Raw genomic sequence first — 22,823 nt, 5'->3', positions numbered from 1 at the left:
TCTGTTGAAAGTTTGTCCTATGCCCCCCGCTGGACTCTTGCGAAATGCACTTATTCTCGGCCTGATTTCTGCAATCGGGCCTTTTGCTATTGATATGTATTTACCCGCTCTGCCGAATATCGGAGCGGATCTGCACGCCGAAAGCGGGGCTGTGCAGATGAGCTTGTTAAGCTTTTTTATTGCTGCTGCAATTTCACAGCTCTTCTACGGCCCTTTGTCCGATATGTACGGTCGCAAAGTTCCGCTTTATAGCGGGTTGGTGCTGTTTGGTATTGGTTGTGTGGGGGCGGCTTTATCCACCAGCATTGATATGCTGGTGTCTTTCCGCTTTTTGCAAGGCATCGGCGCAGCTGCTGGTATGGTTATCCCGCGCGCGATTGTACGCGACCTTTATACCGGCGTTGATGCGGCACGTCTGATGTCGCTTTTGATGCTGGTGTTCTCTGTTTCGCCGATCATGGCACCTTTGTCCGGTTCGCTGATTATTGACTATTACAGTTGGCGCATGGTGTTTTGGATTGTGTTGCTGGCAACCCTTATCGGCATTGTGATGCTGGTTTTGTGGCAGAAGGAAACGCGGCCTGTGGCGGCACGCGTCGAAAGCAGCCTGAGCTCTGCACTGGCGGGTTATAGTCGATTGATGAAAGATTGGAATTTCATTGGTCTGGTGATGATCGGCGCCATGTGCATGGCCGGCTTTATGGTTTATCTGGCCAATTCATCTTTTGTCTTCATCCAGCAATATGGTTTCACATCGCGCGAATATGCATTGGCTTTTTCCGTCAATGCAATTTCATTTATCGGGATGTCACAGCTTAATGGCTTGTTAGCAAGCCGTTTTGGCTTGAAGCGGGTGGTGTTGTTCTCGGTCAGTTGTGCAGCATTTATCCTGACCGCAATGCTGGTTGCGGTGCTCTCGGGTGCGCATTCTTATCCGGTTATTGCCAGTTTTCTGTTTGTCGGCTTTGGCTTTTTAGGGTTGGTTATTCCGACAACAGCCGTGCTGGCGTTGGAAGATCACGGCAAAATTGCCGGAACCGCTTCTGCTCTGATGGGAACATTGCAGTTTTTGATGGCAGCAATTGCCATCGGAGTTTCGTCAATGTTCAGTGACGGTACCATTTTACCAATGGTTGCCGGCATTACACTGAGCATTGTGGCAGCCTTTGTTTTGACACTGATCGTATTGCGCAACAAACCGACGATGCACGATTTGCAATCATCTGTGGCCGGCTGATTTTAAAGGGAAAAAGTGGAGGCTTCTGTTGCCAGGTGCCTCCGGACCCCGCCTTAAGGTGCTAACCCTAAGGACTTAGGTTGGGTTTCCCGCACCGCGATTAAGCAGCGAGAGCGTAACCCTGAGCTTTGTTGTCATTTGCAACTACTCGTTTGACCCGATAACGGTGGTATCATGCCGAGTAAAAGAGCGATCTTTACACCCTTGTCGATCCTATTTCGCCCCCGCCACAGCATAGCCTTTGGATGAGCTATGTTCTGGTGGAGGCGCCGGGTACCGCCCCCGGGTCCAAATGGTTTATTACACCGTCCGTTTATTACCATAGCTGGCCTGAGCCAGCAGAATGTATATAGTCAGGATTTTAGCCGAATGGAAGGGCTGAGTTTCATATCCGCGTCATTTTTTAAATGATAATGCTGGAAAAACTTGACGAGCCGCGGGATTATGCGAAAGTCAGGGCTTTTTTCATTGACAGAAATAACAGGCTGGTCAATCTTCAAACAATCACGGGCTTTGCGCTTATGATGCCGCAAATGGTGCGGAAATTTAAGCGATGATTACAGGAGAGTGGGTTATGAGTGACCATCTTGCCGATGTGCGCCGTTATGATGCGGCAGCAGATGAAGCGATTGTAGATAAAATCGTCAAGCATTTGGGTATTGCATTGCGTACCAGCCGCGATGCTGCTCTGGTTGCTGTGAGCGATCCGGAAGAGCTGAAGCGCGTGCGTGAAAGCTGGATTGGCCGTAAGCTCGGCGTAACCGATGATGCGGCTGCTGATGCAGCGATTGCCCATGTCGCAGAAGTGATGAAAGGCGACCGCAACAAAGATCGCGTTACCTTCTATTACCTGACTGCAAAACAGCTGGGTCTGCTCGGCTCCCTTTAATCGGGTGCATTTTTAGCTTTCATTCGTGATGGCTTATATATGATATTTAAAAAGCCTTAGCCGTGAGAATCGGCTAAGGCTTTGTTGCTTTAATAATTGACTGCGAATTGATGCATGTTTGTTCATGCAGGAGAGCCTAACATGCAAACCTATCTTAATCTGTTAAGCCATGTGCTAGAAAACGGTGTTGATCGCGGTGATCGTACCGGTACAGGCACGCGTTCGGTTTTTGGTTATCAGATGCGCTATAATCTGGCAGATGGTTTTCCGGTGCTGACGACAAAAAAACTGCATCTGCGCTCGATCATTCATGAGCTTTTATGGTTTCTTAAAGGCGATACTAATATCGCCTATCTGAAAGAAAACGGCGTTTCGATCTGGGATGAATGGGCCGATGAAAACGGTGATCTGGGGCCGGTTTATGGTGCGCAGTGGCGCTCATGGCCGGCACCCGATGGTGGCTCAATTGATCAGATCGCCAATCTTTTGCATATGATTAAAACCAATCCGCAGTCACGCCGGTTGATTGTCTCGGCGTGGAATCCTGCATTGGTGGATGAAATGGCGCTGCCGCCATGCCATTGTCTGTTCCAGTTTTATGTGGCGGACGGTAAATTGTCGTGTCAGCTTTATCAGCGCTCAGCCGATATTTTCTTAGGTGTTCCGTTCAACATTGCTTCTTATGCGCTGCTCACCATGATGATTGCGCAGGTTTGCGATCTGGAAGCCGGTGATTTTGTTCATACACTTGGTGATGCGCATCTTTACTCAAATCATTTTGAACAGGCGAAATTGCAACTGACCCGCACGCCGAAAGCACTGCCGGTGATGACAATGAACAAACAGGTGAAAGACTTGTTTGAGTTCACTTTCGATGATTTTAAGCTGGAAGGCTATGAAGCTGATCCGAGCATTAAGGCGCCGATAGCAGTATGAGTAAAGCCATTAAAATATCGATGGTCGTGGCTGCGGCACAAAATGGTGTCATCGGCAGAGAAAATGATATGCCGTGGCGCTTGTCTACTGATCTGAAGCGCTTCAAAGCACTGACATTAGGCAAGCCGGTGATTATGGGACGCAAGACATGGGAATCAATCGGGCGTCCTTTGCCTGGTCGTCTCAATGTCGTGATTACCCGTAATGCAGATTTTGCGCCGGAAGGTGCAAGTGTCGTGCATTCGCTGGAAGAAGCGGTTGCATTGGCCAAAACTCATGCGGAAAATGAGCAAATTGATGAAATTTGCATCATCGGCGGCGGCAATATTTATGCTCAGGCTTTGCCGGTGGCGGATGTCGTACATCTGACCCATGTGCTGGCTGACATTGAGGGTGATACCACCTTTCCTGATCTTGATCCTGCTGAATGGCAGGTGATTTCATCGGAAAATGTGCCCGCCGGTGAGAAGGATAGTCACCCGACAAATTATTGTGTTTATCAGCGCAAAAAGACTGTCTGATGAGCTAAGGCAAGCTTTCAAATTTATTTCTTGTATAAAAATGAACCATTTCAGCCATATATTTATCAGGAATAGCTTTAATTTGCAGGCTTTGCGTTGAAACAGCGTAGTTTGATCCCTATAAACGGGGTAAGTCCATTTGAAGTCGGGAGGTATTGGATGCCTCTTGCATATCAAACGAGAGGTAAGGATGCCCTGGAGCAATCAAAATGGCGGCGGCCCGTGGGGAAGCGGCGATAATAATAATAATGGCGGACCGTGGGGCCAAGGCCCGCAGAAGCCAAAGGGTAATGGCCCTAATACCCCGCCTGATCTGGAAGACATTTTGCGTAAAGGGCAGGATCGCTTGAAAAAGGCGTTTCCGGGTGGCGGCGGCGGAGCAGGCTCTGGCGGTAATTCCTTTTTTATCGTTTTGATTGCTATTGTTGCTGTTGCATTCTGGATTTTTCAGGCGGTTTATACCGTCCAGCCGGATGAGCTGGCGGTTGAATTGCGCTTTGGTAAGCCTAAGGAAGAAATTTCCGAGCCGGGTTTGCACTTCCATCTCTGGCCGATTGAAACTTATGAAAAAGCTCAGATCGTTGAAAAGCAGATCAATATTGGCGGGCAGGGTTCACGCACAGCCACACAAGGCCTGATGCTGACCGGTGACCAGAACATTGTTAATGTTCAGTTCTCCGTGCTTTACCGCGTGGAAAACCCGCGTGATTACCTCTTCAATGTGCAAAATCCTGACAGCATGGTGCAGCAGATTTCTGAAAGTGCCATTCGTGAAGTCGTTGGCCGCCGTCCGGCACAGGACGTCTTCCGTGATAATCGTAGTGTGATTGCGCAGGATGTCCGTAACATCGTTCAGCAAACACTGGATGATTATAAAGCCGGTATTCAGATCAATGCAGTTTCCATCGAAGATGCAGCGCCTCCGCGCGAAGTGGCTGATGCTTTTGATGAAGTTCAGCGTGCTGAACAGGATGAAGATCGCTTCGTAGAAGAAGCCAATCAATATTCTAACCAGAAGCTTGGTCAGGCACGCGGTGAGGCGGCTCAGGTTCGTGAAGATGCGGCTGCTTATAAAAACCGTATCGTTCAGGAAGCAGAGGGTGAGGCACAACGCTTCATCTCGGTTTACGACGAATATGCCAAGGCACCGGAAGTGACCCGCAAGCGTCTTTATCTGGAAACTATGGAACAAGTGCTGCAAAACACCAAGAAAGTTATCGTAGAGCCGGGTCAGAATGTTGTGCCTTATCTGCCATTGAATGAACTGACGCGTTCCAACAGTCAGGCTCGCAGTAATGAAGGAGCACAATAAGATGGCTCAGAACAGATTTCCTTTCATTGCAGGTCTGATCGCAATTATTGGTGTACTGATTTACTCGTCCGTTTTTATCGTCAACGAACGCCAGCAGGCTATTGTTCTGCGTTTTGGTCAGATTGTTGATGTGAAAGAAGAGCCGGGTATTTATTTCAAGCTGCCATTCGGCTTTTTGGAAGCCGATAATGTGCAGATGATTGATGATCGTCTGCTGCGATTTGATCTGGAAGATATCCGCGTTCAGGTTGCTGGCGGTAAGTTCTATGATGTGGATGCGTTCCTCGTTTACCGCATTACTGATGCCCGCAAATTCCGTCAGACAGTGTCGGGTAATACGACTTTGGCCGAACAGCGTTTGCGTACACGTTTGGACGCAGCTCTTCGTAGCGTTTACGGTCAGCGTGGTTTTGAGGCTGCTCTTTCTGAAGAGCGTTCAGGCATGATGCGCGAATTGCGTGACCAGTTGCGCCCGGATGCAACATCACTTGGTCTGACCATTGAAGATGTGCGTATTCGTCGTACAGATCTGACCGCAGAAGTCTCACAGCAGACCTTTGAGCGTATGAAGGCTGAACGTCTGGCAGAAGCTGAGCGTCTGCGTGCGCGTGGTCGTGAAGCTGCACAGCGTATTCGTGCGGTGGCTGATCGTCAGGTTGTGGAAACAATTGCTGAAGCACGTAAGGAATCAGAAATCCTCCGTGGTGAGGGTGAAGCAGAGCGTTCAAGAATCTTTGCAGATTCTGCGTCCCGTGATGCCGATTTCTTCGCATTTTATCGTTCGATGTCAGCTTATGGCCATGCCTTGCAGACACCGGATACCAGCATGGTGATCTCACCTGATTCAGAGTTCTTCCGCTTCTTCCGTGATGCAGGTGCTGCAAAACCTGCAACTGGTGCAGAAGCTGCACCAGCTATACGTGATGCTGCCGGTGAAACATCTGCCGCTCCTGCACAATAAGAGCGTCAGGTTTAAGTAATGAATGACTTTTTAGCCGCCGTAGGACTTCTCCTTGTTTTTGAGGGGCTGCTCTACGGCGGCTTTCCTTTAATCGCCAAGCGGATGGCTTGGGATGTGAGCCAGGCGCCGGAACAGGTTCTGCGCTTTGCCGGTATTGTTGCCATTGCAATGGGCGTGGGTATTGTCTGGTGGGTGCGCGGCTGATTTTTTGCCGCGCTCTACCCTGCTTTTGCCGATACGCCTTAATCCTGCTGGAATGCGGGATCAGAAAAATACTTAAAAATTAAAATGCCTCAGGACATGCTCTCATGACAATGTGTTGTGCATAGAGTGAGGCATTGTTAATTTATGCACTTTATGGCTGCTGATTATTGAATGTAGCTTTGTTAAAGTTTTAGCATTCAGCTAGCGTGTCAGTGATTGAATATTGGATTTGAATATTGGAGCAGGGCTTGATGGTATCCGCATTTAAAACAGGACTGGTTCGCAACACGTTGCTTGTGCTGAGCCTGACCGCTCTGGCACTGCCGTTTGATGTTGGTTTTAATCAGGCTGTGGCGCAGTCAACAGCTGCGGAGCTCCATGCCAAAGGCAAAGGCCCTGCCTCGGTGGCGGATCTTGCCGAAGGCTTAATTGATGCGGTGGTCAATATTTCCACCTCGCAAACAATTAAAGGCGAAGGTGACGGTACTGTTCAGGTGCCGGATGTGCCGGAAGGGTCGCCGTTTCAGGAATTTTTTGACGATTATTTTAAGAAAAAAGACGAAGAGGGCGGCGATGAGCGCTCCGGCAAGGTGCAGTCTTTGGGCTCCGGCTTTGTAGTCGATGCGGAGAAGGGTTTCATCATCACCAACAATCATGTGATTGCTGATGCGGATGAAATTACCGTCAATTTTAATGACGGTGCCAAATTGAAAGCCGAGCTTGTCGGCACGGATACAAAAACCGATATCGCACTTTTGAAAGTTGACCCGAAAAAACGCAAACTGGTTGCGGTAAAATTTGGCAATTCGGAAGCTGCCCGCATTGGTGATTGGGTGATGGCCATCGGCAACCCGTTCGGTCTTGGTGGCACAGTGACGGTTGGGATTATTTCGGCGCGTAAACGCGACATTAATTCCGGCCCTTATGATAGTTTTATCCAGACTGACGCGGCGATTAACCGTGGTAATTCCGGCGGGCCGCTGTTTGATATGGATGGCAATGTTATTGGCATCAACACGGCGATTATTTCACCGTCCGGTGGTTCGATCGGGATCGGCTTTGCGATTCCATCTGAAATTGCCGGCAGCATTATGGATCAGCTGAAAGAGTTTGGCGAAGTGCGTCGCGGCTGGCTTGGTGTGCGTATCCAGCCGATCAGCGATGATATGCTGGAAAATCTTGGCCTCAAGGAGGCCAAAGGCGCACTGGTTGCAGGCTTGATTGATGGTGCGGAAGTTGACAATAAAGCGCTGAAAGCCGGTGACGTGATCCTGCGTTTTGATGGCAAAGTGGTTGACACTGCACGTGATCTGCCACGGCTTGTGGCAGAAAGTGCAGTTGATGATGTGGTTGATATTGTCATTCAGCGTGATGGTAAAGAACAGACCGTCAAAGTTAAGCTTGGCCGTATGGCCGAAACAGAAAAAGCATCCTCATCTGCTGATGAAGAAGATGAAGAGATGATGGATGACCAAGAGCTGGAAACAGAAGATCAGGCTCCGCCGCCAGCCCTTGCACCTTCTACAGAAGAGGGCGCAACCGACAAGGGCGACAAGCCTGCGGATGAAGCCAAGCCGGATACAGCGGCAGTCCCAGCCGTAACAGTTCTGGGCATGAAACTTGGTGTGCTTGATGATGATATGCGCGGCATTTATGGCATTGATGAAGAGGTGGAAGGTGTCGTGGTGCAGGATGTGGCACCAAGTTCAGCCGCAGCCACAAAGCGCATTGAAGCCGGTGAGGTGATTGTCGATATCGGGCAGGAAGTGATGAAAACCCCGCAGGACGTGAAAAAGCGCATCGAAGCCTTACAGCGTCAGGGACGTAAAAATGCTTTGATTATGTTGGCCTCGCGCAGTGGTGAATTGCGTTTTGTGACCATCCGTATCGATTGATTTTGATAATTTTAACGAAAAAGCCGCCGGAACAAATCATGTTCCGGCGGCTTTTTTATTGTTTTTACAGTGCGTTAAGCCTGATTACTCAGAATGTGATTCATGTTTTTGCAAAAAATCATCGCGGCTCATCACATAGGTGACGTGTGGCTGCAAATGCGGATACTCATCGCTGACTTTCGGGTGTGAAAAATCGCGCGATTGATCATGCTTCATGCCGATGCGCTGCATCACAGCGGTGGAGCGCTCATTATTATGCACGGCAAAAGAAACGATCTCAGGTAGTTTCTTTTCCATAAAGCCATATTCGAGCAATGCCTTAGCGGCTTCACTGACATAGCCTTCGCCCCATGTTTCAGGTATCAGGCGCCAGCCGATTTCGACGGTGCCTTCTTTGAAAAAAGGCTCCATACTCATGGCAACAAGGCCGCAAAAGCCGATGCACTCGCCGGTGTCTTTACGCTCTAACGCGTAAAAACCATAACCGGTTTCGGTGATCATCGTATAAAGGCGGTCATAGAGCTTGTCGGATTCTTCGCGGCTCAAACGAAACGGAAAAAACTCCATAATCTGTTCGTCATGGCTGATACGATGAACCAGTTCACGGTCTTCTTCGCGCCAGTTGCGGACAATCAATCGTTCGGTTTCAAGAATAATCATTTTACAAAATCTGTCTTTCGGTAGCCCTGAATATAAAGAAGGGCGGTCAGATCGCCGTGATCGACAACCATTTCTGCTTGTGCGGCAACGGATGGTTTGGCGTGCAGTGCGACACCGCTGCCCGCAAGCTGCAACATGCCAAGATCATTAGCGCCATCACCCACGGCAATCGCGTCAGCCACGGAAATGCCAAGGCGTTCGGAAATATCTTCCAAACGCTCAACTTTTGCTTCGCGGCCTAAAATCGGATCACTGACTTCACCGGTGAGCAGGCCTTCATGGGTCAGCAATGTATTGGCGCGGTGCTCGTCAAAGCCGATCATCTCAGCAATGACATTGGTGAATGCTGTGAAGCCGCCGGAGACAAGCGCCGTATAAGCGCCATGTTTTTTCATCGTGCGCACCAGCTCAGTGCCACCCGGCATCAGGGTGATGCGATTGGCAATGACGTGATCAATCACGGAAAAGGACAGGCCTTTAAGAAGCGCCACGCGTTCACGCAATGCCGGTTCAAAAGCAATTTCACCATTCATGGCACGGGCTGTAATGCCAGCCACCTGATCGCGAAAACCGGCTTCTTCGGCCAGCTCATCAATGCATTCTTGCTGGATCATGGTTGAATCCATGTCCGCCAGCAGCAATTTCTTGCGTCGGGTTTCTTGCGGTTGCACAATAATATCGACCGGTTCGTCGCCGATTATCAGGGCGAGTTCACTTTTGGCTTGTTCAATGGTGATATCTTTGGGTAAAGCCAGATCACAAGCAATGCCATCTGCCAGCCAGTAAAGACCACTTGCCTTTACTGCTTCTGACGCTTTACTGCCAAGGCTTGCGCTGAGAGCGCGTGCTTCAGGGTTGGAAATCAGAGTAGCAACAAGTGGCGCAGACGATGACATGGAGCAATACCTGTAATGAGTGAAGCAGTTAAGAATGCAATCCTGATAGCCGGAGCAACGGCCAGCGGCAAGTCAGCTCTTGCACTCAAACTCGCAAAAGAACATGAGGGCTTCATTGTAAATACAGATTCCATGCAGGTCTATGATGTTCTGAACCTTTTGACCGCGCGTCCGCCAGAAGAAGATTTGAGTCAGGCAGAACATTATTTATACGGTCATGTGGCGCCATCCGTCACTTATTCAACCGGTAAATGGTTTGATGATGTCAAAACACTGTTGGCGAAATCTGAAAACCAAGGGCGGGTACCGGTTTTTGTTGGTGGTACAGGGCTTTATTTTCGTGCTCTTGTTGGCGGTTTGTCACAAATTCCTGATGTGCCGGATGATATCCGCCACTATTGGCGGGCGCGGATGGAAGAAGAGGGCGCGGAAAGCCTGCACAGAATTTTATCAGAAATTGATCCGGTAATGGCGGCGAACCTGAAACCTGCTGACGGGCAGCGGATTTTGCGTAGTATTGAGATTATGAAAGCGACCGGCAAGTCGCTTAGTTTTTGGCAAAAGCCGACAGGCACAGCGCTGGTGGATGAAAAATCAGCGCAGAAATTTGTGGTGACGCAGGAGCGTCCGGTTTTACGTCAGCGGATTGCTGATCGTTTTGCTTTGATGTGGAATGGCGGTGCGCAGGAAGAGGTTGCAAAACTGATGGCTTTACAGCTTGATCCGAGCCTGCCTGCCATGAAAGCCATTGGTGTGCGTGAAATTGCGGATTATCAGGCAGGGCATTTAAGCCGTGAGCGCGCGATTGAACTGGCTGTAACCGCAACGCGCCAATATGCCAAACGTCAGAGCACATGGTTCCGCAATCAGTTGGATGAAAGCTGGAAAATTTATCGGCCTTGAGCAATTTAGCATGACTTTTGAAGGTCAGAATGCAATGATGCAGCAATGCTGACGTAATTTTCATGCGAATTTTGCGATTTTTTTAATATTTATTTGAATTTATGCGTTGACCTTCGCAAAGGCCGTGGTTAGGGTTCTTCCTATGAAAAAGTTTATTATTCTTGTGGTGGTAAGGCGCATGGGCAGGGTGGTGTAACCATCCGGCGAAAGCTCCCATGCGCGAAAGACAGGCTCCCTAAAGGGGGCCTTTTTTATTATCAAAATACAACGGCAGATTAAGTGAACACAGACAGGAACTAAGGAAATGACTGCAGGTAAACGCGAGGCGGGCACAGGCTCGACAGAGCAACGGGAAATGACCGGAGCGGAAATGGTCATTCAGGCTATGATCGACCATGGTGTGGAACATATTTTCGGCTATCCCGGCGGCGCTGTCCTTCCTATTTACGACGAGCTTTTCCAGCAGGATCAGGTGCAGCATATTCTGGTGCGCCACGAGCAGGGTGCAGGTCATGCGGCGGAAGGCTATGCGCGTTCCACCGGCAAACTTGGCGTGATGCTGGTAACCTCGGGGCCTGGTGCCACCAATGCGGTAACACCTTTGCAGGATGCCTTGATGGATTCCATCCCGTTGCTTTGCATTTCCGGTCAGGTGCCGACGAGCTTGATTGGTACCGATGCGTTTCAGGAAGCTGACACGATCGGCATTACCCGCCCTTGCACCAAGCACAACTGGCTGGTGAAGGACGTTAATGATCTGTCGCGTATTCTGCATGAGGCCATCCATGTGGCGACTACGGGTCGTCCGGGGCCTGTTCTGGTTGATATTCCTAAAGATATTCAGTTTGCGACCGGTATTTACACACCGCCGCAAACATCACCGCGCACCAGCTATCGTCCGAATTTGAACGGCGACACGAATGACATTGCGCAGGCCGTTGAAATGCTGTTAAGCGCGAAAAAGCCTGTTATCTATAGCGGTGGCGGCGTTATCAATTCTGGCCCTGCTGCTTCCAAACTGCTGCGTGAACTGGTTGAATTGGGCAATTTCCCGATCACCTCCACATTGATGGGCTTGGGTGCTTATCCGGCTTCGGGCGATAATTGGCTCGGTATGCTTGGTATGCACGGCACTTATGAAGCCAATATGACCATGCATGATTGTGATGTCATGCTGTGCGTTGGTGCGCGTTTTGATGACCGTATCACCGGACGTCTGGATGCTTTCTCGCCGTTTTCGAAGAAAATTCACATTGATATTGATGCTTCTTCCATCAATAAAACCGTTCGTGTTGATTTGCCGATCATTGGTGATGTGGCGCATGTTCTGGAAGACATGAACCGTCAGATCCGTGCATCCTCCATAAGCCAAGATAAAGATGCACTTGGCGGCTGGTGGGATCAGATCAAGCGTTGGCGCGCGCGTAACTCATTGGCTTACAAGCCGAATGATGATGTTATCATGCCGCAATATGCGCTGGAACGCCTGAACGCGCTGACCAAAAAGCACAAAACCTTTATCACCACTGAAGTCGGCCAGCACCAGATGTGGGCAGCACAGTTTATCCACTTTGATGAGCCAAACCGCTGGATGACATCGGGTGGTTTGGGCACGATGGGCTATGGTCTGCCGGCAGCGCTTGGTGTGCAAATTGCACATCCCGATGCGCTGGTTATCGATGTTGCGGGTGATGCTTCTATTCAGATGTGTATTCAGGAAATGTCTGCTGCTATCCAGCATGGCGCGCCGATCAAGATTTTCATCCTGAACAACCAATATATGGGTATGGTGCGTCAATGGCAGCAATTGCTGCATGGCAACCGTTTGTCCCATTCTTACACCGAAGCAATGCCTGATTTTGTTAAGCTGGCAGAAGCTTATGGTGCACATGGTATCCGTTGCAGCAAGCCATCGGAACTTGATGCTGCTATTGAAGAAATGATTGCCATCGATAAGCCGGTGATCTTTGATTGTCGCGTGGCCAATCTGGCCAACTGTTTCCCGATGATTCCATCTGGTAAAGCGCATAATGAAATGCTGTTGCCGGATGAAGCAACGGATGAAGTTGTCGCCAATGCCATTGATGCTGAAGGTCGTTTGCTCGTTTGAGCCGGAGGGAAGATATTATGAATGCACAAAATCTAGCATCCGGTTCCGCATATTTCATTGCGACCGAAACACAAACACCGGAAACCCATACTTTGGCTGTTCTGGTTGACAACGAGCCGGGCGTTCTGGCCCGCGTTATCGGCCTCTTTTCGGGACGTGGCTACAATATTGAAAGCCTCACCGTGTCGGAAACCGAGCACGAGCAGCATTTGTCGCGCATCACTATCGTCACACGCGGTACGCCGCATGTGCTTGATCAGATCCGCCATCAGCTGGAGCGCATTGTACCGGTTCACCGCGTAGTTGATCTTAGCCACCGCGCGATTGAGCTTGGCTATGATCGCCCGATCGAGCGTGAACTGGCACTGATTAAAGTGGCTGGCAAAGGTGAATCCCGCGCTGAAACCTTGCGTTTGACCGATGCGTTTAATGCGAAAATCGTTGATGCAACGACCGAGCATTTCATCGTCGAAATTACCGGCAAGACTGCCAAGGTGGATCAGTTTATCTCGCTGATGAAACCGCTTGGGCTGGTTGAGGTTTGCCGCACCGGTGTTTCTGCGATGAACCGCGGCCCGCAAGGCATGTAATTTTTTATAAAAGGTGGCTGTATGTGCATGTTTCATGCAGCCACCCTTTTGCGCCCGCGGGAGGGTATCAGCGCCTATGTCTGCTGAAATATTTTTGACCCTTGCAGTTTTTGCCTTTGCGACTTCAATCACACCGGGCCCAAACAATCTTATGCTGCTGGCATCGGGCGTAAACTTTGGTTTTCGCCGTACGCTGCCACATATGATCGGTATTGGTGTTGGCTTTTTCGTGCTGCTGATTGGCATTGGTTTGGGGCTTGGCGCTTTGTTGGAAATGGTGCCGGTGCTTTATCTGGCGTTAAAATTTACCGGTGGGGCTTATATGCTCTATCTGGCATGGAAAATTGCTACCTCCACCAGTGTTGGCGAAAGCAAAAAGGCGGATAGCAAGCCGATGAGTTTTTTGCAGGCGGCCGCTTTTCAATGGGTAAACCCGAAAGCATGGGTGATGGGCGTTACCGGCATTGCCACTTATGTCAGTCATGACAATTACTGGCTGTCACTGTTTCTGGTCAGTGGCGTTTTCGCGCTGGTTAATTTCCCAAGCGTTTCGGTGTGGGCAGGTTTTGGCACATTGATGCGTAACTGGCTTTCCGATCCGGCCAAACTGAAACTCTTTAATATTGTGATGGCATTGCTTTTAGTGGCCAGTCTTTGGCCAATGTTAAAATAATCTTCACTCTTTGTTCCGGTTGGCCTTGCCCTTCCGCGCCGAATCCTGTCTGAAGGGGTATGCAGTTTTCACCGGAACAAGATCAGGCTCTTCAGGAAGTCGAAAAATGGTTGAAGGCGGGTCGTAGCCCGATCTTTCGCCTGTTCGGCTATGCGGGGACTGGTAAAACAACATTGGCGCGCTATTTTGCTGAACATGTCGATGGCGATGTTCAGTTCGCAGCCTTTACAGGTAAGGCCGCGCAGGTTTTGCGCAGCAAAGGTGCGAGCAATGCCCGCACCCTTCATTCATTGATTTATCGTCCGCGCGGCGAAGAAGCAGTGGAAGATGAAACAACGGGCAAAACATCCATTGCTCCGACATTTTCATTAAACCGCCAAAGCCCTGTCGCCAAAGCCAGCATGATCGTCGTTGACGAATGCTCGATGGTTGATGAGCAGCTGGGGCGCGATCTGATGTCGTTCGGCACACCTATTTTGGTGCTGGGTGATCCGGGTCAGTTGCCGCCGATTTCCGGCGGTGGTTTCTTTACTGAACATGAGCCGGACTTTTTGCTGACCGAAATTCACCGTCAGGCACGCGATAACCCGATTATCCAGATGGCGCTGGATGTGCGGGAAGGGCGCGATCTTGAGTATGGTGACTATGGCCGTGCGCGCGTTATTTCTAAATCGCAAGTCGATCAGGCCGAAGTGCTGGCAGCCGATCAGGTGCTGGTTGGCACCAACAGAACGCGCAAGCGCTATAATCAGCGTCTGCGTGAATTAAAGGGGTTTACCGCCGATTATCCGCAAGCGGGTGATAAGCTTGTCTGTTTGCGTAATGATCCGGCCAAAAGCCTGCTCAATGGTTCCTTGTGGAAAGTGATGACTTCATCACGCGAAACAGTGAAACCTGGCATTAATTTGCTGGTTTCGCCGGAAGATGATGAGCCGGGTCGTGGCGTTGCCAAGATCAAATTGCTGAAAGCGCAGTTTGAAGATCCGGATACAGAAGTTCCGTGGAGCACCAAAAAGCGCTTTGATGATTTTGATTATGGCTATGCTTTGACCACCCATAAGGCGCAAGGTTCGCAGTGGAACAATGTAGTGTTGTTTGACGAGAGCTATGCTTTCCGTGATACACGCGAGCGCTGGCTTTATACCGCCATCACACGCGCGGCTGAAAGTCTGATCATCGTTAAATAGGCTCAAAGGGGTTTGGCATTGAGCCAAGCCCAAGCCTCGCCTTCGTCATCGGCGGCAAAGGCTCTGATTTTGACATCCAGAAATGGCTGCACCAATGCGATGCTGGCTTCAAGCCATAATGGGCCATTGATGACGGCATAATTTTTCAAATGTTTGAGCGCATCTTTGCGCAGGTCTTGCGTTGTTTGTGAAAACAGCGTTGGCCAATCCATGCCCTCATAGTCGACAAGCCGGATCAAGAGATCGATTGTTTCGTACTGGCTGTAAGCGCCAGTGAGTAAGCCATAAATATTCTCAACTTCCGCACTGGTGATATGGCCGGTTATTTCATAGGCAAATAAATCATCACGGTTGGTTTCAATTTTGCGGATGGCTGAAACAGTGTCATTGCGCATGAAGCTTCTCCTTGTGCTGAGTGATTTAGTGTGAGCGCAGGAAATGGCATTCTCGTGGCATAGCAAAACGGCTGAAAACCGGCTTTGGCTAAAAACCTTGCTCTAATATAGCATCATTGACCAATGGATGCGGGGTTTGTAATCAATCCCTACTTGAATTGATAAAGACAGGGGCGGCCATGCCGGCAAAATTATCTGTAAATATGAATGCTATCGCTATGTTGCGCAATCGTCGTGATTTGCCGTGGCCAAGTGTTACCGGACTTGGGCGCATTGCTTTGGCTGCTGGTGCTTGTGGTTTGACCGTGCATCCGCGCCCCGATCAGCGTCATATCCGCTTTAGCGATCTGGCTGATATTCGCGCAGTTTTGGATGATGAATTTCCCCATGCCGAGTTTAATGTCGAAGGCTTTCCAAGCGAACATTTTCTTGATCTGGTGGAAAAGCATCAGCCGGAGCAGGTGACGCTGGTGCCTGATGATCCGGCGCAATCGACCTCTGATCACGGCTGGGATTTTGACAAAAGCGCACCCATGCTGGCACCCGTTATTGCACGCCTCAAGGCACAAAATATGCGTGTGTCGCTGTTTGCTGACCCGACCGAAAAGGGCTTGGATATTGCCAAGCAATTGGGGGCTGACAGGGTAGAGTTTTTCACCGGCCCTTATGGTGCTTTTTATGATGAGCCGCAAAAGGCTGCGGCAGAACTTGAAAAACTGCGTCTGGCTGCTGCTAAAGCAGACAGTCTTGGCTTGGAGGTCAATGCGGGGCATGATTTGACAGTCGAGAATATTCCGGCACTGACCAAGGTGATACCGTCTTTGAAGGAAGTTTCCATTGGTCATGGCTTCACGGCAGATGCGTTGATTTACGGCATGGAGGCAAGCGTTAAGCGTTTTATTGCCGCTTTGGAAAGTTGAAGTTTAAACTTTCACCCAATTAACTGGGTTTGTTTGATATGGCCTGTACGTTGTAGTAAAGTGCAGGCTATTTCTTTAGAATAATACCATTTTAACACAGAACGCATTTCATGTCGTTAGTTTACGTTTTTTGCGCTTGCAGACAGGCAGTAAATATGGTGCCTTATTCCAAGCAGGCCGCATCACTTAATTTATAAGGCGTCAGAGCATGAACGGCGGAAGCAGCTTTTCGCATATGTCTCAACACTCACGTTTTGAAAATGATGATCTGGAGATAGATGATCCGAAGCCGGATTCGATGCGGCTCTTGATCCTCGGCGCTTTGGGCGTGGTTTATGGGGATATAGGCACCAGTCCTATTTATGCCTTTCGTGAAGCTTTGCGCGCTGCCAGTGGCGGTGGTACGATTGAACGTGCCGATATTTTAGGTGTTGTTTCGCTGATTTTTTGGGCTTTGACGCTGGTTGTCACCGTCAAATATGTGTTTTTCGTTTTACGCGCCGACAATAATGGTGAGGGTGGTATTTTATCGCTGATGGCGCTGGTGCAAAGCGGTGTTAAAAAACATCCGGATATTATTTTAGGTGTCGGCATTTGTGGTGCGGCACTTTTTTTTGGCGATGCGGTGATAACGCCAGCGATTTCTGTGCTTTCCGCCGTGGAGGGTTTGGAGATTGTCGCTCCCGATCTGAACCATTTTGTTGTGCCGATTACAGTGACTATTCTGCTCGGCCTGTTTGCTATTCAAAAATACGGCACCGGCAAAGTCGCGATTATTTTCGGTCCTGTAATGCTTATCTGGTTTGTGGCCTTAGGCGGTTTTGGACTGCTGCATATTTTTGATGATCCAAGCGTCATGGCGGCGTTAAACCCTTATTTTGCCTTTCACTTTTTAACCTCCAGCCCTGCGACTGCCTTTATTACGGTCGGGGCGGTGTTTCTGGCGATGACAGGGGCAGAAGCACTCTATGCCGATCTTGGACATTTTGGTGTCAAACCGATTGTACGGGCGTGGATTTGGATCGTGTTTCCGTGCTTGCTGCTCAATTATTTTGGGCAGGCGGCATTCGTATTGTCGCATATGGGCCAGTTGGGCGGCGTGCCTGATCTGCCATTTTATCAGATGTTGCCGAGTTTCGCGCTTTGGCCGATGGTGATCTTGGCAACCCTCGCAACCGTGATTGCCAGTCAGGCTGTTTTAAGTGGTGCCTTTTCTGTGGCACGTCAGGCTGTGCAATTGGGGTTGTTGCCAAGGCTTGAAATTCAGCACACATCAGAAAAGCTGCATGGGCAGATTTATATTCCTAAAGTGAATTTGGTGCTTGGGGTGACGGTCATTTTGCTGGTTTTAGGCTTTGAAAAATCCAGCAATCTGGCTTCTGCTTATGGGATTGCCGTTACAGGCAATATGCTGGTGACCACCAGCCTGCTGTTCTTTGTGATGTCCAAAGTGTGGAAATGGCGCCTGGCTGTTGTCGTGCCGTTGATTGCCGGATTTCTAGTAATTGATCTGCTGTTTTTCACAGCCAATATTTTTAAAGTGCTGGAAGGCGGTTGGGTGTCTCTGCTGATGGCAGCACTTGTCGGCTTGACGATGTGGACATGGGTGCGCGGCTCGCGTTTATTGCTTGCTAAAACCCGAAAAAGCGAGGTGGAGCTGGAAGCTGTTGTGAAGCAGCTTGATAAGAAACCACCTTTATTAGTGCCTGGAACGGCAGTTTTTCTGACCAGCAATCTTCAATCTGCGCCCACAGCCTTGTTGCATAGTTTGAAACATTACAAAGTTTTGCATGAGAGCAATGTGTTTCTCACCATCGTGACAGCGCATAAGCCATGGGTGAAGGCGGCAGATCGTGCGCGCGTGTCGCAATTTAACGAGCGTTTTATGCAGGTGACTTTGAGCTTTGGTTATATGCAGCAGCCCAATATTCCGCGCGCTTTGGGTGCTTGTCGTAAGCTTGGCTGGAAATACGATATTATGACCACGTCATTTTTTCTGTCACGGCGTAGTTTAAAAGCATCACCTCAATCAGAGATGCCATTATGGCAATCAAAATATTTCATCATATTGGCACGTAGTGCTGCCGATGCCACACAATATTTCCATATTCCGACAGGGCGCGTGGTGGAAATCGGGACGCAGGTGAATATTTAAAGCATGTTTGCGTAATTAAATTTCAAAATTCAGAGGAAATGTAAAACACTCTTGACGGTTATAGAATCTGCTCTTATGAATAAGAACCGTACCGTACGGTACAGGTTTGGAATCTGGAGGAGCTTTATTCCGTCATGTCAGCAGAAAATACGCATCACAACCCATTGCAGGATGAAGCAGCAGCCGATGTGCGCGCTGAGTTCCCGCAAGGTTTGTCGCCGCGTCAGAACGATGTTCTGGAGCAGGCGTTGCGTTTGCTGGTGGAAGGGGGCGACCGTGCACTGACCACATCCGGCATTGCGCGCGCTGCCAACTGCTCGAAGGAAAGCCTCTATAAATGGTTTGGTGACCGTGACGGCTTGCTGACCGAAATGGTGCGCTGGCAAGCGTCCAAAGTGCGGGTTGTGCCAGTGGCGCGTGAAAAACTGGACGCGGAAGCGCTGTTTTCCACACTGGAACATTTTGCCCGTGACTGGTTGCTGGTTTTGTCTGGCGAAACCTCCATTGCTTTGAACCGTTTAGCGGTCAGTCATGCAGGGTCGGGAAAATCAGCCTTGGGACGCATTGTGGTGGCCAATGGGCCGGCAGCCATGGCTGCACGTCTTAACCCAGTTTTGACCATGGGGCAGGAGGCTGGTTTGCTGGCCTTTGATGATATTGAAGAAGCCTTCCGGACATTTTTCGGTCTGGTTGTGCGCGATATGCAAATCCGTTTGTTGCTGGGGGATGAGCGCAAATTGGGTGATGCAGAAGTTATTCGTGATGCACGACGGGCAACACGACAGTTTTTTGCTCTCTACGGGGCATAGAGGAACGGCAACCGCAAGGACGCCTTAAAAAATAACACGCTTTAACATAAGGGAAACTCGAAATGCGCGTTTATTATGATAGTGATGCCGACGTAAACCTGATCAAAACCAAAAATGTTGTTATTGTTGGTTATGGTTCACAGGGTCGTGCACACGCACTGAACCTGAAAGATTCCGGTGCAGAAAAAATCCGCATTGCACTGCGTGAAGATTCAGCAACCGTTGCTAAAGCTAAAGCTGACGGCTTTGAAGTGATGAATGTTGCAGATGCAGCCAAATGGGCTGATCTGATGATGATGGCGACCCCTGATGAATTGCAGGCCGACATCTATAAAGACCACATCCACGCAAATCTGCGTGATGGTGCTGCAATTGCTTTCGCGCACGGCCTGAACGTTCATTTCGGCCTGATCGAAACCAAAAAGACCGTTGACGTTGTCATGATCGCGCCTAAGGGCCCAGGCCACACCGTACGCGGTGAATACCAGAAGGGCGGCGGCGTTCCTTGCCTGATCGCGATCCATCAGGATGCTTCCGGTAATGCCCATGATCTGGCTCTGTCTTACGCTTCAGGCGTTGGTGGCGGTCGTTCCGGCGTTATCGAAACCACCTTCAAGGAAGAGTGCGAAACCGACTTGTTTGGTGAGCAGGCAGTTCTCTGCGGTGGTGTTGTTGAACTCATCCGCACTGGCTTTGAAGTTCTGGTTGAAGCAGGTTACGCACCTGAAATGGCTTACTTTGAGTGCTTGCACGAAATGAAGCTGATCGTTGACCTGATCTATGAAGGCGGTATCGCCAACATGAACTACTCGATCTCCAACACCGCTGAGTGGGGTGAGTATGTTTCCGGCCCACGTGTGATCACTGCTGAAACCAAGCAGGAAATGAAGCGCATTCTGCACGACATTCAGACCGGTAAGTTCACCTCTGACTGGATGCAGGAATATAAAGCCGGTGCATCCCGCTTCAAGGGCATCCGTCGCATGAACGACGATCATCAGATTGAAGAAGTTGGCGAAAAACTGCGCGGTATGATGCCTTGGATTGCCAAGAATAAGCTGGTCGACAAGGCACGCAACTAATTTATTATTTTCGCGGCTTTGGTCGCGTGGGCGATTGCTAATAACAAGCTGGCCGGTAAGGCGGGCAACTCATTTGGCAATGGCCGTATGATTAAAAACCGCCCTGTCTTTTAAATAAGGCAGGGCGGTTTTTTATTGGCTGATATTTTTTGATCATCCGCTGTTTAAACTTGCAAGTGCTGTGCGCTATGGTGCGACATGCGTTAAATGGGGCAAGCCGATGAATGAATGTCGTGAGAATACTGTTTACCGAGCCACACAGGTTGATGTGCGCATTATCGACGGGCCACTTGATTATGCGGTAAAACATCGTGAGGCCATTGCAGAAAACTGGCGGCAGGACATACAAAAACAACCTACGCTTTTTAATGGTGAGCTTTATCTGGCACCTGAAGCACGTTTTAACAATGGTGTGCTTGAAGCAGGGTTTATCCGCGATGCTTATGCGACCTTGATGTATTGGCGCAAAGATTCAGAACCAGTACGTCCTTGGCATATTTTCGGCATCGGCGTCATTGTTTCATCAGATAATGTGCTGATCGCTGCGCGGATGGCAGGCTCAACGGCGGGTGCCTCACGTATTTATTTTCCGGCTGGGTCAATTGATGATCATGATGTGAAACAGGGGCGAGTTGATTATGATTATAATATGCAGCGCGAGGTGAAAGAAGAGACGGGGCTCGATTTGCGGGATGCACGCGTAGAGGAGGGCTATGCACTTGTGACCGGCAATCGCTCGATCGCTTTGTTCAAACGTCATTATTTTGAGAAGACAGCCGCTGAATTGATAATAGCAATTCGTGAGACATTATCACAGCAAGCCGAACCGGAACTGGATGATGTTATTGCGATTTCTGCCGCAGGTGTGATGGGAGAGGTGACGCCCACATATGTGAGGGCATTTGCTGACTGGCATTTTAGTGGCAAATAAACTGTAACCAGCAGATGACATTGTAATAAAATTGGTTATCTATAGAGGCGCAATGAGGTGCCGCTGAAAAAACCGAGCGGCAGAAACCTTAGGTTTTGGTAGCTCTGTGAGGCAATTACCGGATGTCATCTGCAAGATTTTATGAAGTCTATGATGTTTTTACCGATAAGGCTTTGGCTGGCAATCCGTTGGCGATTGTTCATGATGCTCAAGATTTGAGCGATGCTGCGATGCTTTCCATTGCGCGTGAATTTAATCTGTCTGAGACGGTTTTTATCTCTGCGCCTGAAAATCCGCTGCATATGGCTGCTTTGCGCATTTTCACCCCGAATTTTGAGCTGCCTTTTGCAGGTCATCCGACCGTTGGCACGGCAATTTCGCTGGCTGCAAAGCTGAAGAGCGAAACGGAAGTCGATCAGATTGTCGTGCTGGAAGAAAAAATCGGTTTAGTGCGTTGTGTGGTCAATAGTCAAGGTAAAGTCAGCTTTGCCGAGTTTGATCTGCCGCAATTGCCAAAACAACTGGACATCAAGGTTGAAAAAGAGGAAGCCGCCGCAGCCATAGGGCTTGGTGCGCATGAAATCGGCTTTGAAAACCATGTACCCGGTGTGTGGAGTGCTGGTGCGCCTTATCTGATGGTGCCTGTGGCCAATATGATTGCCGCTGCCAAAGTTTCGGTTGATCCGGTTTTTGTGCGCGAAAATCTCACCAATGTGAATGGCCGCTCACTGCCGATCTATATTTATTGCCGCGACACACGGCTGTTTGACAGTGACTATCATGCGCGGATGTTTGTGACCGAGGGCAATGTTTATGAAGATCCGGCAACAGGATCAGCCGCAGCGGCTTTTTCGGGTGTGGTGCATAAATTTGATCAGCCGCTTGATGGCGAGACGCAGATCTGGATTGAGCAGGGCATTGAAATGGAGCGCCAGTCGCGCATCCGGCTCGAACTAGATATTAAACAGCAAAAAATTACCAATGCGCGCATTGGCGGCAGTGCGGTAAAAGTAGCCGAAGGACATCTTTATATCTGAGAATAAAAAAGAGCAGCCTTAATAAACTGCTCTTTTTATCGTAATGAATATACTTTAATCAGCGAACGACTAGAACCGGTACTTCGCTCATATTGATCACTTCATTGGTCTGGCTGCCAAGCAGCATACGCTTCAAGCCAGTGCGGCCATGTGATGCCATAACGATGAGATCGCAACCTAGTTTTTTTGATGCGGCGAGAATAGCGTCAGCAGCAGAAACATTGCTGGTGTGCAGAGTTTCAACCGTAACATTGAGCTCGTCAGCACGCTTTTTTGCTTCACTCAAGGTTTTTTCGGCAAAGTTTTTCCACTCTTCTTCATATTGGTCAATGAAGGCTTGCGTGTCTGTCCAGCCGCCAGGCAGACCAGAAATAGTATAAGGAGCAGTCACGGTAACAATAGTTACTTTACTGCTTAGCTTTTGCGCCAGCTTCAAGCCCTGATCAACTGATTTTGCAGAATGAGCGGAACCGTCTGTGGTGATGAGAATATGATTATACATGTGAGTACCCTTTTATCG

General features: G+C 49.5%; 23 protein-coding genes and 1 other RNA gene. 19 read left to right on the top strand and 5 right to left on the bottom strand.

Annotation, left to right across the window (positions count from 1 at the left end):
- The first annotated feature begins 19 nt into the window (after positions 1–19).
- A complete protein-coding gene (locus FHS77_RS01570; protein WP_184218983.1) occupies positions 20–1,237 on the top strand; it encodes a multidrug effflux MFS transporter in 1,218 nt (405 codons plus the stop codon).
- Between the two features lie 14 nt (positions 1,238–1,251).
- Here FHS77_RS01570 and ssrA read toward each other — a convergent pair.
- Positions 1,252–1,616, bottom strand: a transfer-messenger RNA (tmRNA) gene (gene ssrA, locus FHS77_RS01565).
- Between the two features lie 195 nt (positions 1,617–1,811).
- Between ssrA and FHS77_RS01560 the strand changes: the two genes are divergently transcribed.
- The 7 genes from FHS77_RS01560 (at position 1,812) to FHS77_RS01530 (ending at position 7,955) form a co-directional block, all read left to right on the top strand.
- A complete protein-coding gene (locus FHS77_RS01560; RefSeq protein ID WP_184218980.1) occupies positions 1,812–2,126 on the top strand; it encodes a DUF2853 family protein in 315 nt (104 codons plus the stop codon).
- Positions 2,127–2,267: 141 nt separating this feature from the next.
- A complete protein-coding gene (locus FHS77_RS01555) occupies positions 2,268–3,062 on the top strand; it encodes a thymidylate synthase (RefSeq protein WP_184218977.1) in 795 nt (264 codons plus the stop codon).
- Positions 3,059–3,583, top strand: coding sequence for a dihydrofolate reductase (locus FHS77_RS01550; protein WP_184218974.1), 525 nt, complete (start codon positions 3,059–3,061; stop codon positions 3,581–3,583). The genes FHS77_RS01555 and FHS77_RS01550 overlap by 4 nt, the downstream gene beginning before the upstream one ends.
- Positions 3,584–3,773: 190 nt before the next feature.
- Positions 3,774–4,895: an FtsH protease activity modulator HflK gene (gene hflK / locus FHS77_RS01545; protein WP_184218971.1), complete on the top strand. Its 1,122-nt coding sequence runs from the start codon at positions 3,774–3,776 to the stop codon at positions 4,893–4,895.
- A gap of 1 nt (position 4,896) precedes the next feature.
- On the top strand, positions 4,897–5,856 hold the full coding sequence (gene hflC, locus FHS77_RS01540; RefSeq protein ID WP_184218968.1) for a protease modulator HflC: 960 nt from the start codon (positions 4,897–4,899) through the stop codon (positions 5,854–5,856).
- Positions 5,857–5,874: 18 nt separating this feature from the next.
- Positions 5,875–6,060, top strand: a complete 186-nt coding sequence (locus tag FHS77_RS01535) for a DUF2065 domain-containing protein (RefSeq protein ID WP_184218965.1) — start codon at positions 5,875–5,877, stop codon at positions 6,058–6,060.
- Between the two features lie 350 nt (positions 6,061–6,410).
- Positions 6,411–7,955 carry a Do family serine endopeptidase gene (locus tag FHS77_RS01530; RefSeq protein WP_374786191.1) on the top strand — a complete coding sequence of 515 codons (1,545 nt, stop codon included), beginning with the start codon at positions 6,411–6,413 and terminating at the stop codon, positions 7,953–7,955.
- 84 nt (positions 7,956–8,039) lie between these two features.
- Here the strand turns inward: FHS77_RS01530 and FHS77_RS01525 are convergent, their stop codons facing one another.
- Both FHS77_RS01525 and serB read right to left on the bottom strand, forming a co-directional pair.
- Complete coding sequence (locus tag FHS77_RS01525; protein WP_184218959.1) at positions 8,040–8,615, bottom strand: GNAT family N-acetyltransferase; 576 nt, start codon at positions 8,613–8,615, stop codon at positions 8,040–8,042.
- Positions 8,612–9,511 (bottom strand): phosphoserine phosphatase SerB, encoded by a 900-nt coding sequence (serB, locus tag FHS77_RS01520; protein WP_184218956.1) that lies wholly within the window; start codon positions 9,509–9,511, stop codon positions 8,612–8,614. The genes FHS77_RS01525 and serB overlap by 4 nt, the downstream gene beginning before the upstream one ends.
- A gap of 15 nt (positions 9,512–9,526) precedes the next feature.
- Between serB and miaA the strand changes: the two genes are divergently transcribed.
- The 5 genes from miaA (at position 9,527) to FHS77_RS01495 (ending at position 14,974) form a co-directional block, all read left to right on the top strand.
- Positions 9,527–10,414, top strand: coding sequence for a tRNA (adenosine(37)-N6)-dimethylallyltransferase MiaA (gene miaA / locus FHS77_RS01515; RefSeq protein WP_184218953.1), 888 nt, complete (start codon positions 9,527–9,529; stop codon positions 10,412–10,414).
- Positions 10,415–10,718: 304 nt separating this feature from the next.
- Positions 10,719–12,524, top strand: coding sequence for an acetolactate synthase 3 large subunit (locus FHS77_RS01510; protein WP_184218950.1), 1,806 nt, complete (start codon positions 10,719–10,721; stop codon positions 12,522–12,524).
- Positions 12,525–12,541: 17 nt separating this feature from the next.
- On the top strand, positions 12,542–13,114 hold the full coding sequence (ilvN, locus tag FHS77_RS01505; RefSeq protein WP_184218947.1) for an acetolactate synthase small subunit: 573 nt from the start codon (positions 12,542–12,544) through the stop codon (positions 13,112–13,114).
- Positions 13,115–13,190: 76 nt separating this feature from the next.
- Positions 13,191–13,787 carry a LysE family translocator gene (locus FHS77_RS01500; protein ID WP_184218944.1) on the top strand — a complete coding sequence of 199 codons (597 nt, stop codon included), beginning with the start codon at positions 13,191–13,193 and terminating at the stop codon, positions 13,785–13,787.
- A gap of 59 nt (positions 13,788–13,846) precedes the next feature.
- Positions 13,847–14,974, top strand: coding sequence for an ATP-dependent DNA helicase (locus tag FHS77_RS01495; protein WP_184218942.1), 1,128 nt, complete (start codon positions 13,847–13,849; stop codon positions 14,972–14,974).
- A gap of 2 nt (positions 14,975–14,976) precedes the next feature.
- On the opposite strand, the gene FHS77_RS01490 is transcribed toward FHS77_RS01495, so the two are convergent.
- On the bottom strand, positions 14,977–15,369 hold the full coding sequence (locus FHS77_RS01490) for a SpoIIAA family protein (RefSeq protein ID WP_184218939.1): 393 nt from the start codon (positions 15,367–15,369) through the stop codon (positions 14,977–14,979).
- Between the two features lie 179 nt (positions 15,370–15,548).
- Here FHS77_RS01490 and FHS77_RS01485 point away from each other — a divergent pair, with 179 nt between their 5' ends.
- The 6 genes from FHS77_RS01485 (at position 15,549) to FHS77_RS01460 (ending at position 22,303) form a co-directional block, all read left to right on the top strand.
- The gene (locus tag FHS77_RS01485; protein ID WP_184218936.1) at positions 15,549–16,289 is read left to right on the top strand and encodes a pyridoxine 5'-phosphate synthase; all 741 of its coding nucleotides are present in this window, start codon (positions 15,549–15,551) and stop codon (positions 16,287–16,289) included.
- 235 nt (positions 16,290–16,524) lie between these two features.
- Positions 16,525–18,444, top strand: a complete 1,920-nt coding sequence (locus tag FHS77_RS01480) for a potassium transporter Kup (protein ID WP_343060927.1) — start codon at positions 16,525–16,527, stop codon at positions 18,442–18,444.
- Positions 18,445–18,578: 134 nt separating this feature from the next.
- The gene (locus FHS77_RS01475) at positions 18,579–19,253 is read left to right on the top strand and encodes a TetR/AcrR family transcriptional regulator (protein WP_184218930.1); all 675 of its coding nucleotides are present in this window, start codon (positions 18,579–18,581) and stop codon (positions 19,251–19,253) included.
- 62 nt (positions 19,254–19,315) lie between these two features.
- Entirely contained in the window at positions 19,316–20,335 is a 1,020-nt protein-coding gene (gene ilvC / locus FHS77_RS01470) for a ketol-acid reductoisomerase (RefSeq protein WP_184218927.1), read from the top strand.
- A gap of 220 nt (positions 20,336–20,555) precedes the next feature.
- Positions 20,556–21,266 carry an NUDIX hydrolase gene (locus FHS77_RS01465; RefSeq protein ID WP_184218924.1) on the top strand — a complete coding sequence of 237 codons (711 nt, stop codon included), beginning with the start codon at positions 20,556–20,558 and terminating at the stop codon, positions 21,264–21,266.
- A 122-nt stretch (positions 21,267–21,388) separates the two neighbouring features.
- Positions 21,389–22,303 (top strand): PhzF family phenazine biosynthesis protein, encoded by a 915-nt coding sequence (locus FHS77_RS01460; RefSeq protein ID WP_184218921.1) that lies wholly within the window; start codon positions 21,389–21,391, stop codon positions 22,301–22,303.
- Between the two features lie 58 nt (positions 22,304–22,361).
- Here FHS77_RS01460 and FHS77_RS01455 read toward each other — a convergent pair whose 3' ends face one another.
- Positions 22,362–22,805 (bottom strand): universal stress protein, encoded by a 444-nt coding sequence (locus FHS77_RS01455; RefSeq protein ID WP_184218918.1) that lies wholly within the window; start codon positions 22,803–22,805, stop codon positions 22,362–22,364.
- Between the last annotated feature and the right edge of the window lie 18 nt (positions 22,806–22,823).

Origin of the sequence: Paenochrobactrum gallinarii (genome assembly GCF_014205685.1) — a bacterium.
Lineage (GTDB): Bacteria > Pseudomonadota > Alphaproteobacteria > Rhizobiales > Rhizobiaceae > Paenochrobactrum > Paenochrobactrum gallinarii.
Note: the sequence above shows the minus strand (reverse complement) of the source record. Positions and strands in the feature narration are given on the sequence as shown.

What these genes read in the sequence shown, in the direction of transcription:
- FHS77_RS01475 (WP_184218930.1), top strand. Translation starts at nt 18,579, where the DNA reads ATGTCAGCAGAAAATACGCATCACAACCCATTGCAGGATGAAGCAGCA.
- FHS77_RS01550 (WP_184218974.1), top strand. Translation starts at nt 3,059, where the DNA reads ATGAGTAAAGCCATTAAAATATCGATGGTCGTGGCTGCGGCACAAAAT.
- FHS77_RS01490 (WP_184218939.1), bottom strand. Translation starts at nt 15,369, where the DNA reads ATGCGCAATGACACTGTTTCAGCCATCCGCAAAATTGAAACCAACCGT.
- miaA (WP_184218953.1), top strand. Translation starts at nt 9,527, where the DNA reads ATGAGTGAAGCAGTTAAGAATGCAATCCTGATAGCCGGAGCAACGGCC.
- FHS77_RS01535 (WP_184218965.1), top strand. Translation starts at nt 5,875, where the DNA reads ATGAATGACTTTTTAGCCGCCGTAGGACTTCTCCTTGTTTTTGAGGGG.
- FHS77_RS01495 (WP_184218942.1), top strand. Translation starts at nt 13,847, where the DNA reads ATGCAGTTTTCACCGGAACAAGATCAGGCTCTTCAGGAAGTCGAAAAA.
- FHS77_RS01500 (WP_184218944.1), top strand. Translation starts at nt 13,191, where the DNA reads ATGTCTGCTGAAATATTTTTGACCCTTGCAGTTTTTGCCTTTGCGACT.
- FHS77_RS01570 (WP_184218983.1), top strand. Translation starts at nt 20, where the DNA reads ATGCCCCCCGCTGGACTCTTGCGAAATGCACTTATTCTCGGCCTGATT.
- FHS77_RS01465 (WP_184218924.1), top strand. Translation starts at nt 20,556, where the DNA reads ATGAATGAATGTCGTGAGAATACTGTTTACCGAGCCACACAGGTTGAT.
- FHS77_RS01485 (WP_184218936.1), top strand. Translation starts at nt 15,549, where the DNA reads ATGCCGGCAAAATTATCTGTAAATATGAATGCTATCGCTATGTTGCGC.
- FHS77_RS01510 (WP_184218950.1), top strand. Translation starts at nt 10,719, where the DNA reads ATGACTGCAGGTAAACGCGAGGCGGGCACAGGCTCGACAGAGCAACGG.
- ilvN (WP_184218947.1), top strand. Translation starts at nt 12,542, where the DNA reads ATGAATGCACAAAATCTAGCATCCGGTTCCGCATATTTCATTGCGACC.
- ilvC (WP_184218927.1), top strand. Translation starts at nt 19,316, where the DNA reads ATGCGCGTTTATTATGATAGTGATGCCGACGTAAACCTGATCAAAACC.
- FHS77_RS01555 (WP_184218977.1), top strand. Translation starts at nt 2,268, where the DNA reads ATGCAAACCTATCTTAATCTGTTAAGCCATGTGCTAGAAAACGGTGTT.
- FHS77_RS01480 (WP_343060927.1), top strand. Translation starts at nt 16,525, where the DNA reads ATGTCTCAACACTCACGTTTTGAAAATGATGATCTGGAGATAGATGAT.
- hflK (WP_184218971.1), top strand. Translation starts at nt 3,774, where the DNA reads ATGCCCTGGAGCAATCAAAATGGCGGCGGCCCGTGGGGAAGCGGCGAT.
- serB (WP_184218956.1), bottom strand. Translation starts at nt 9,511, where the DNA reads ATGTCATCGTCTGCGCCACTTGTTGCTACTCTGATTTCCAACCCTGAA.
- FHS77_RS01455 (WP_184218918.1), bottom strand. Translation starts at nt 22,805, where the DNA reads ATGTATAATCATATTCTCATCACCACAGACGGTTCCGCTCATTCTGCA.
- FHS77_RS01460 (WP_184218921.1), top strand. Translation starts at nt 21,389, where the DNA reads ATGTCATCTGCAAGATTTTATGAAGTCTATGATGTTTTTACCGATAAG.
- hflC (WP_184218968.1), top strand. Translation starts at nt 4,897, where the DNA reads ATGGCTCAGAACAGATTTCCTTTCATTGCAGGTCTGATCGCAATTATT.
- FHS77_RS01560 (WP_184218980.1), top strand. Translation starts at nt 1,812, where the DNA reads ATGAGTGACCATCTTGCCGATGTGCGCCGTTATGATGCGGCAGCAGAT.
- FHS77_RS01525 (WP_184218959.1), bottom strand. Translation starts at nt 8,615, where the DNA reads ATGATTATTCTTGAAACCGAACGATTGATTGTCCGCAACTGGCGCGAA.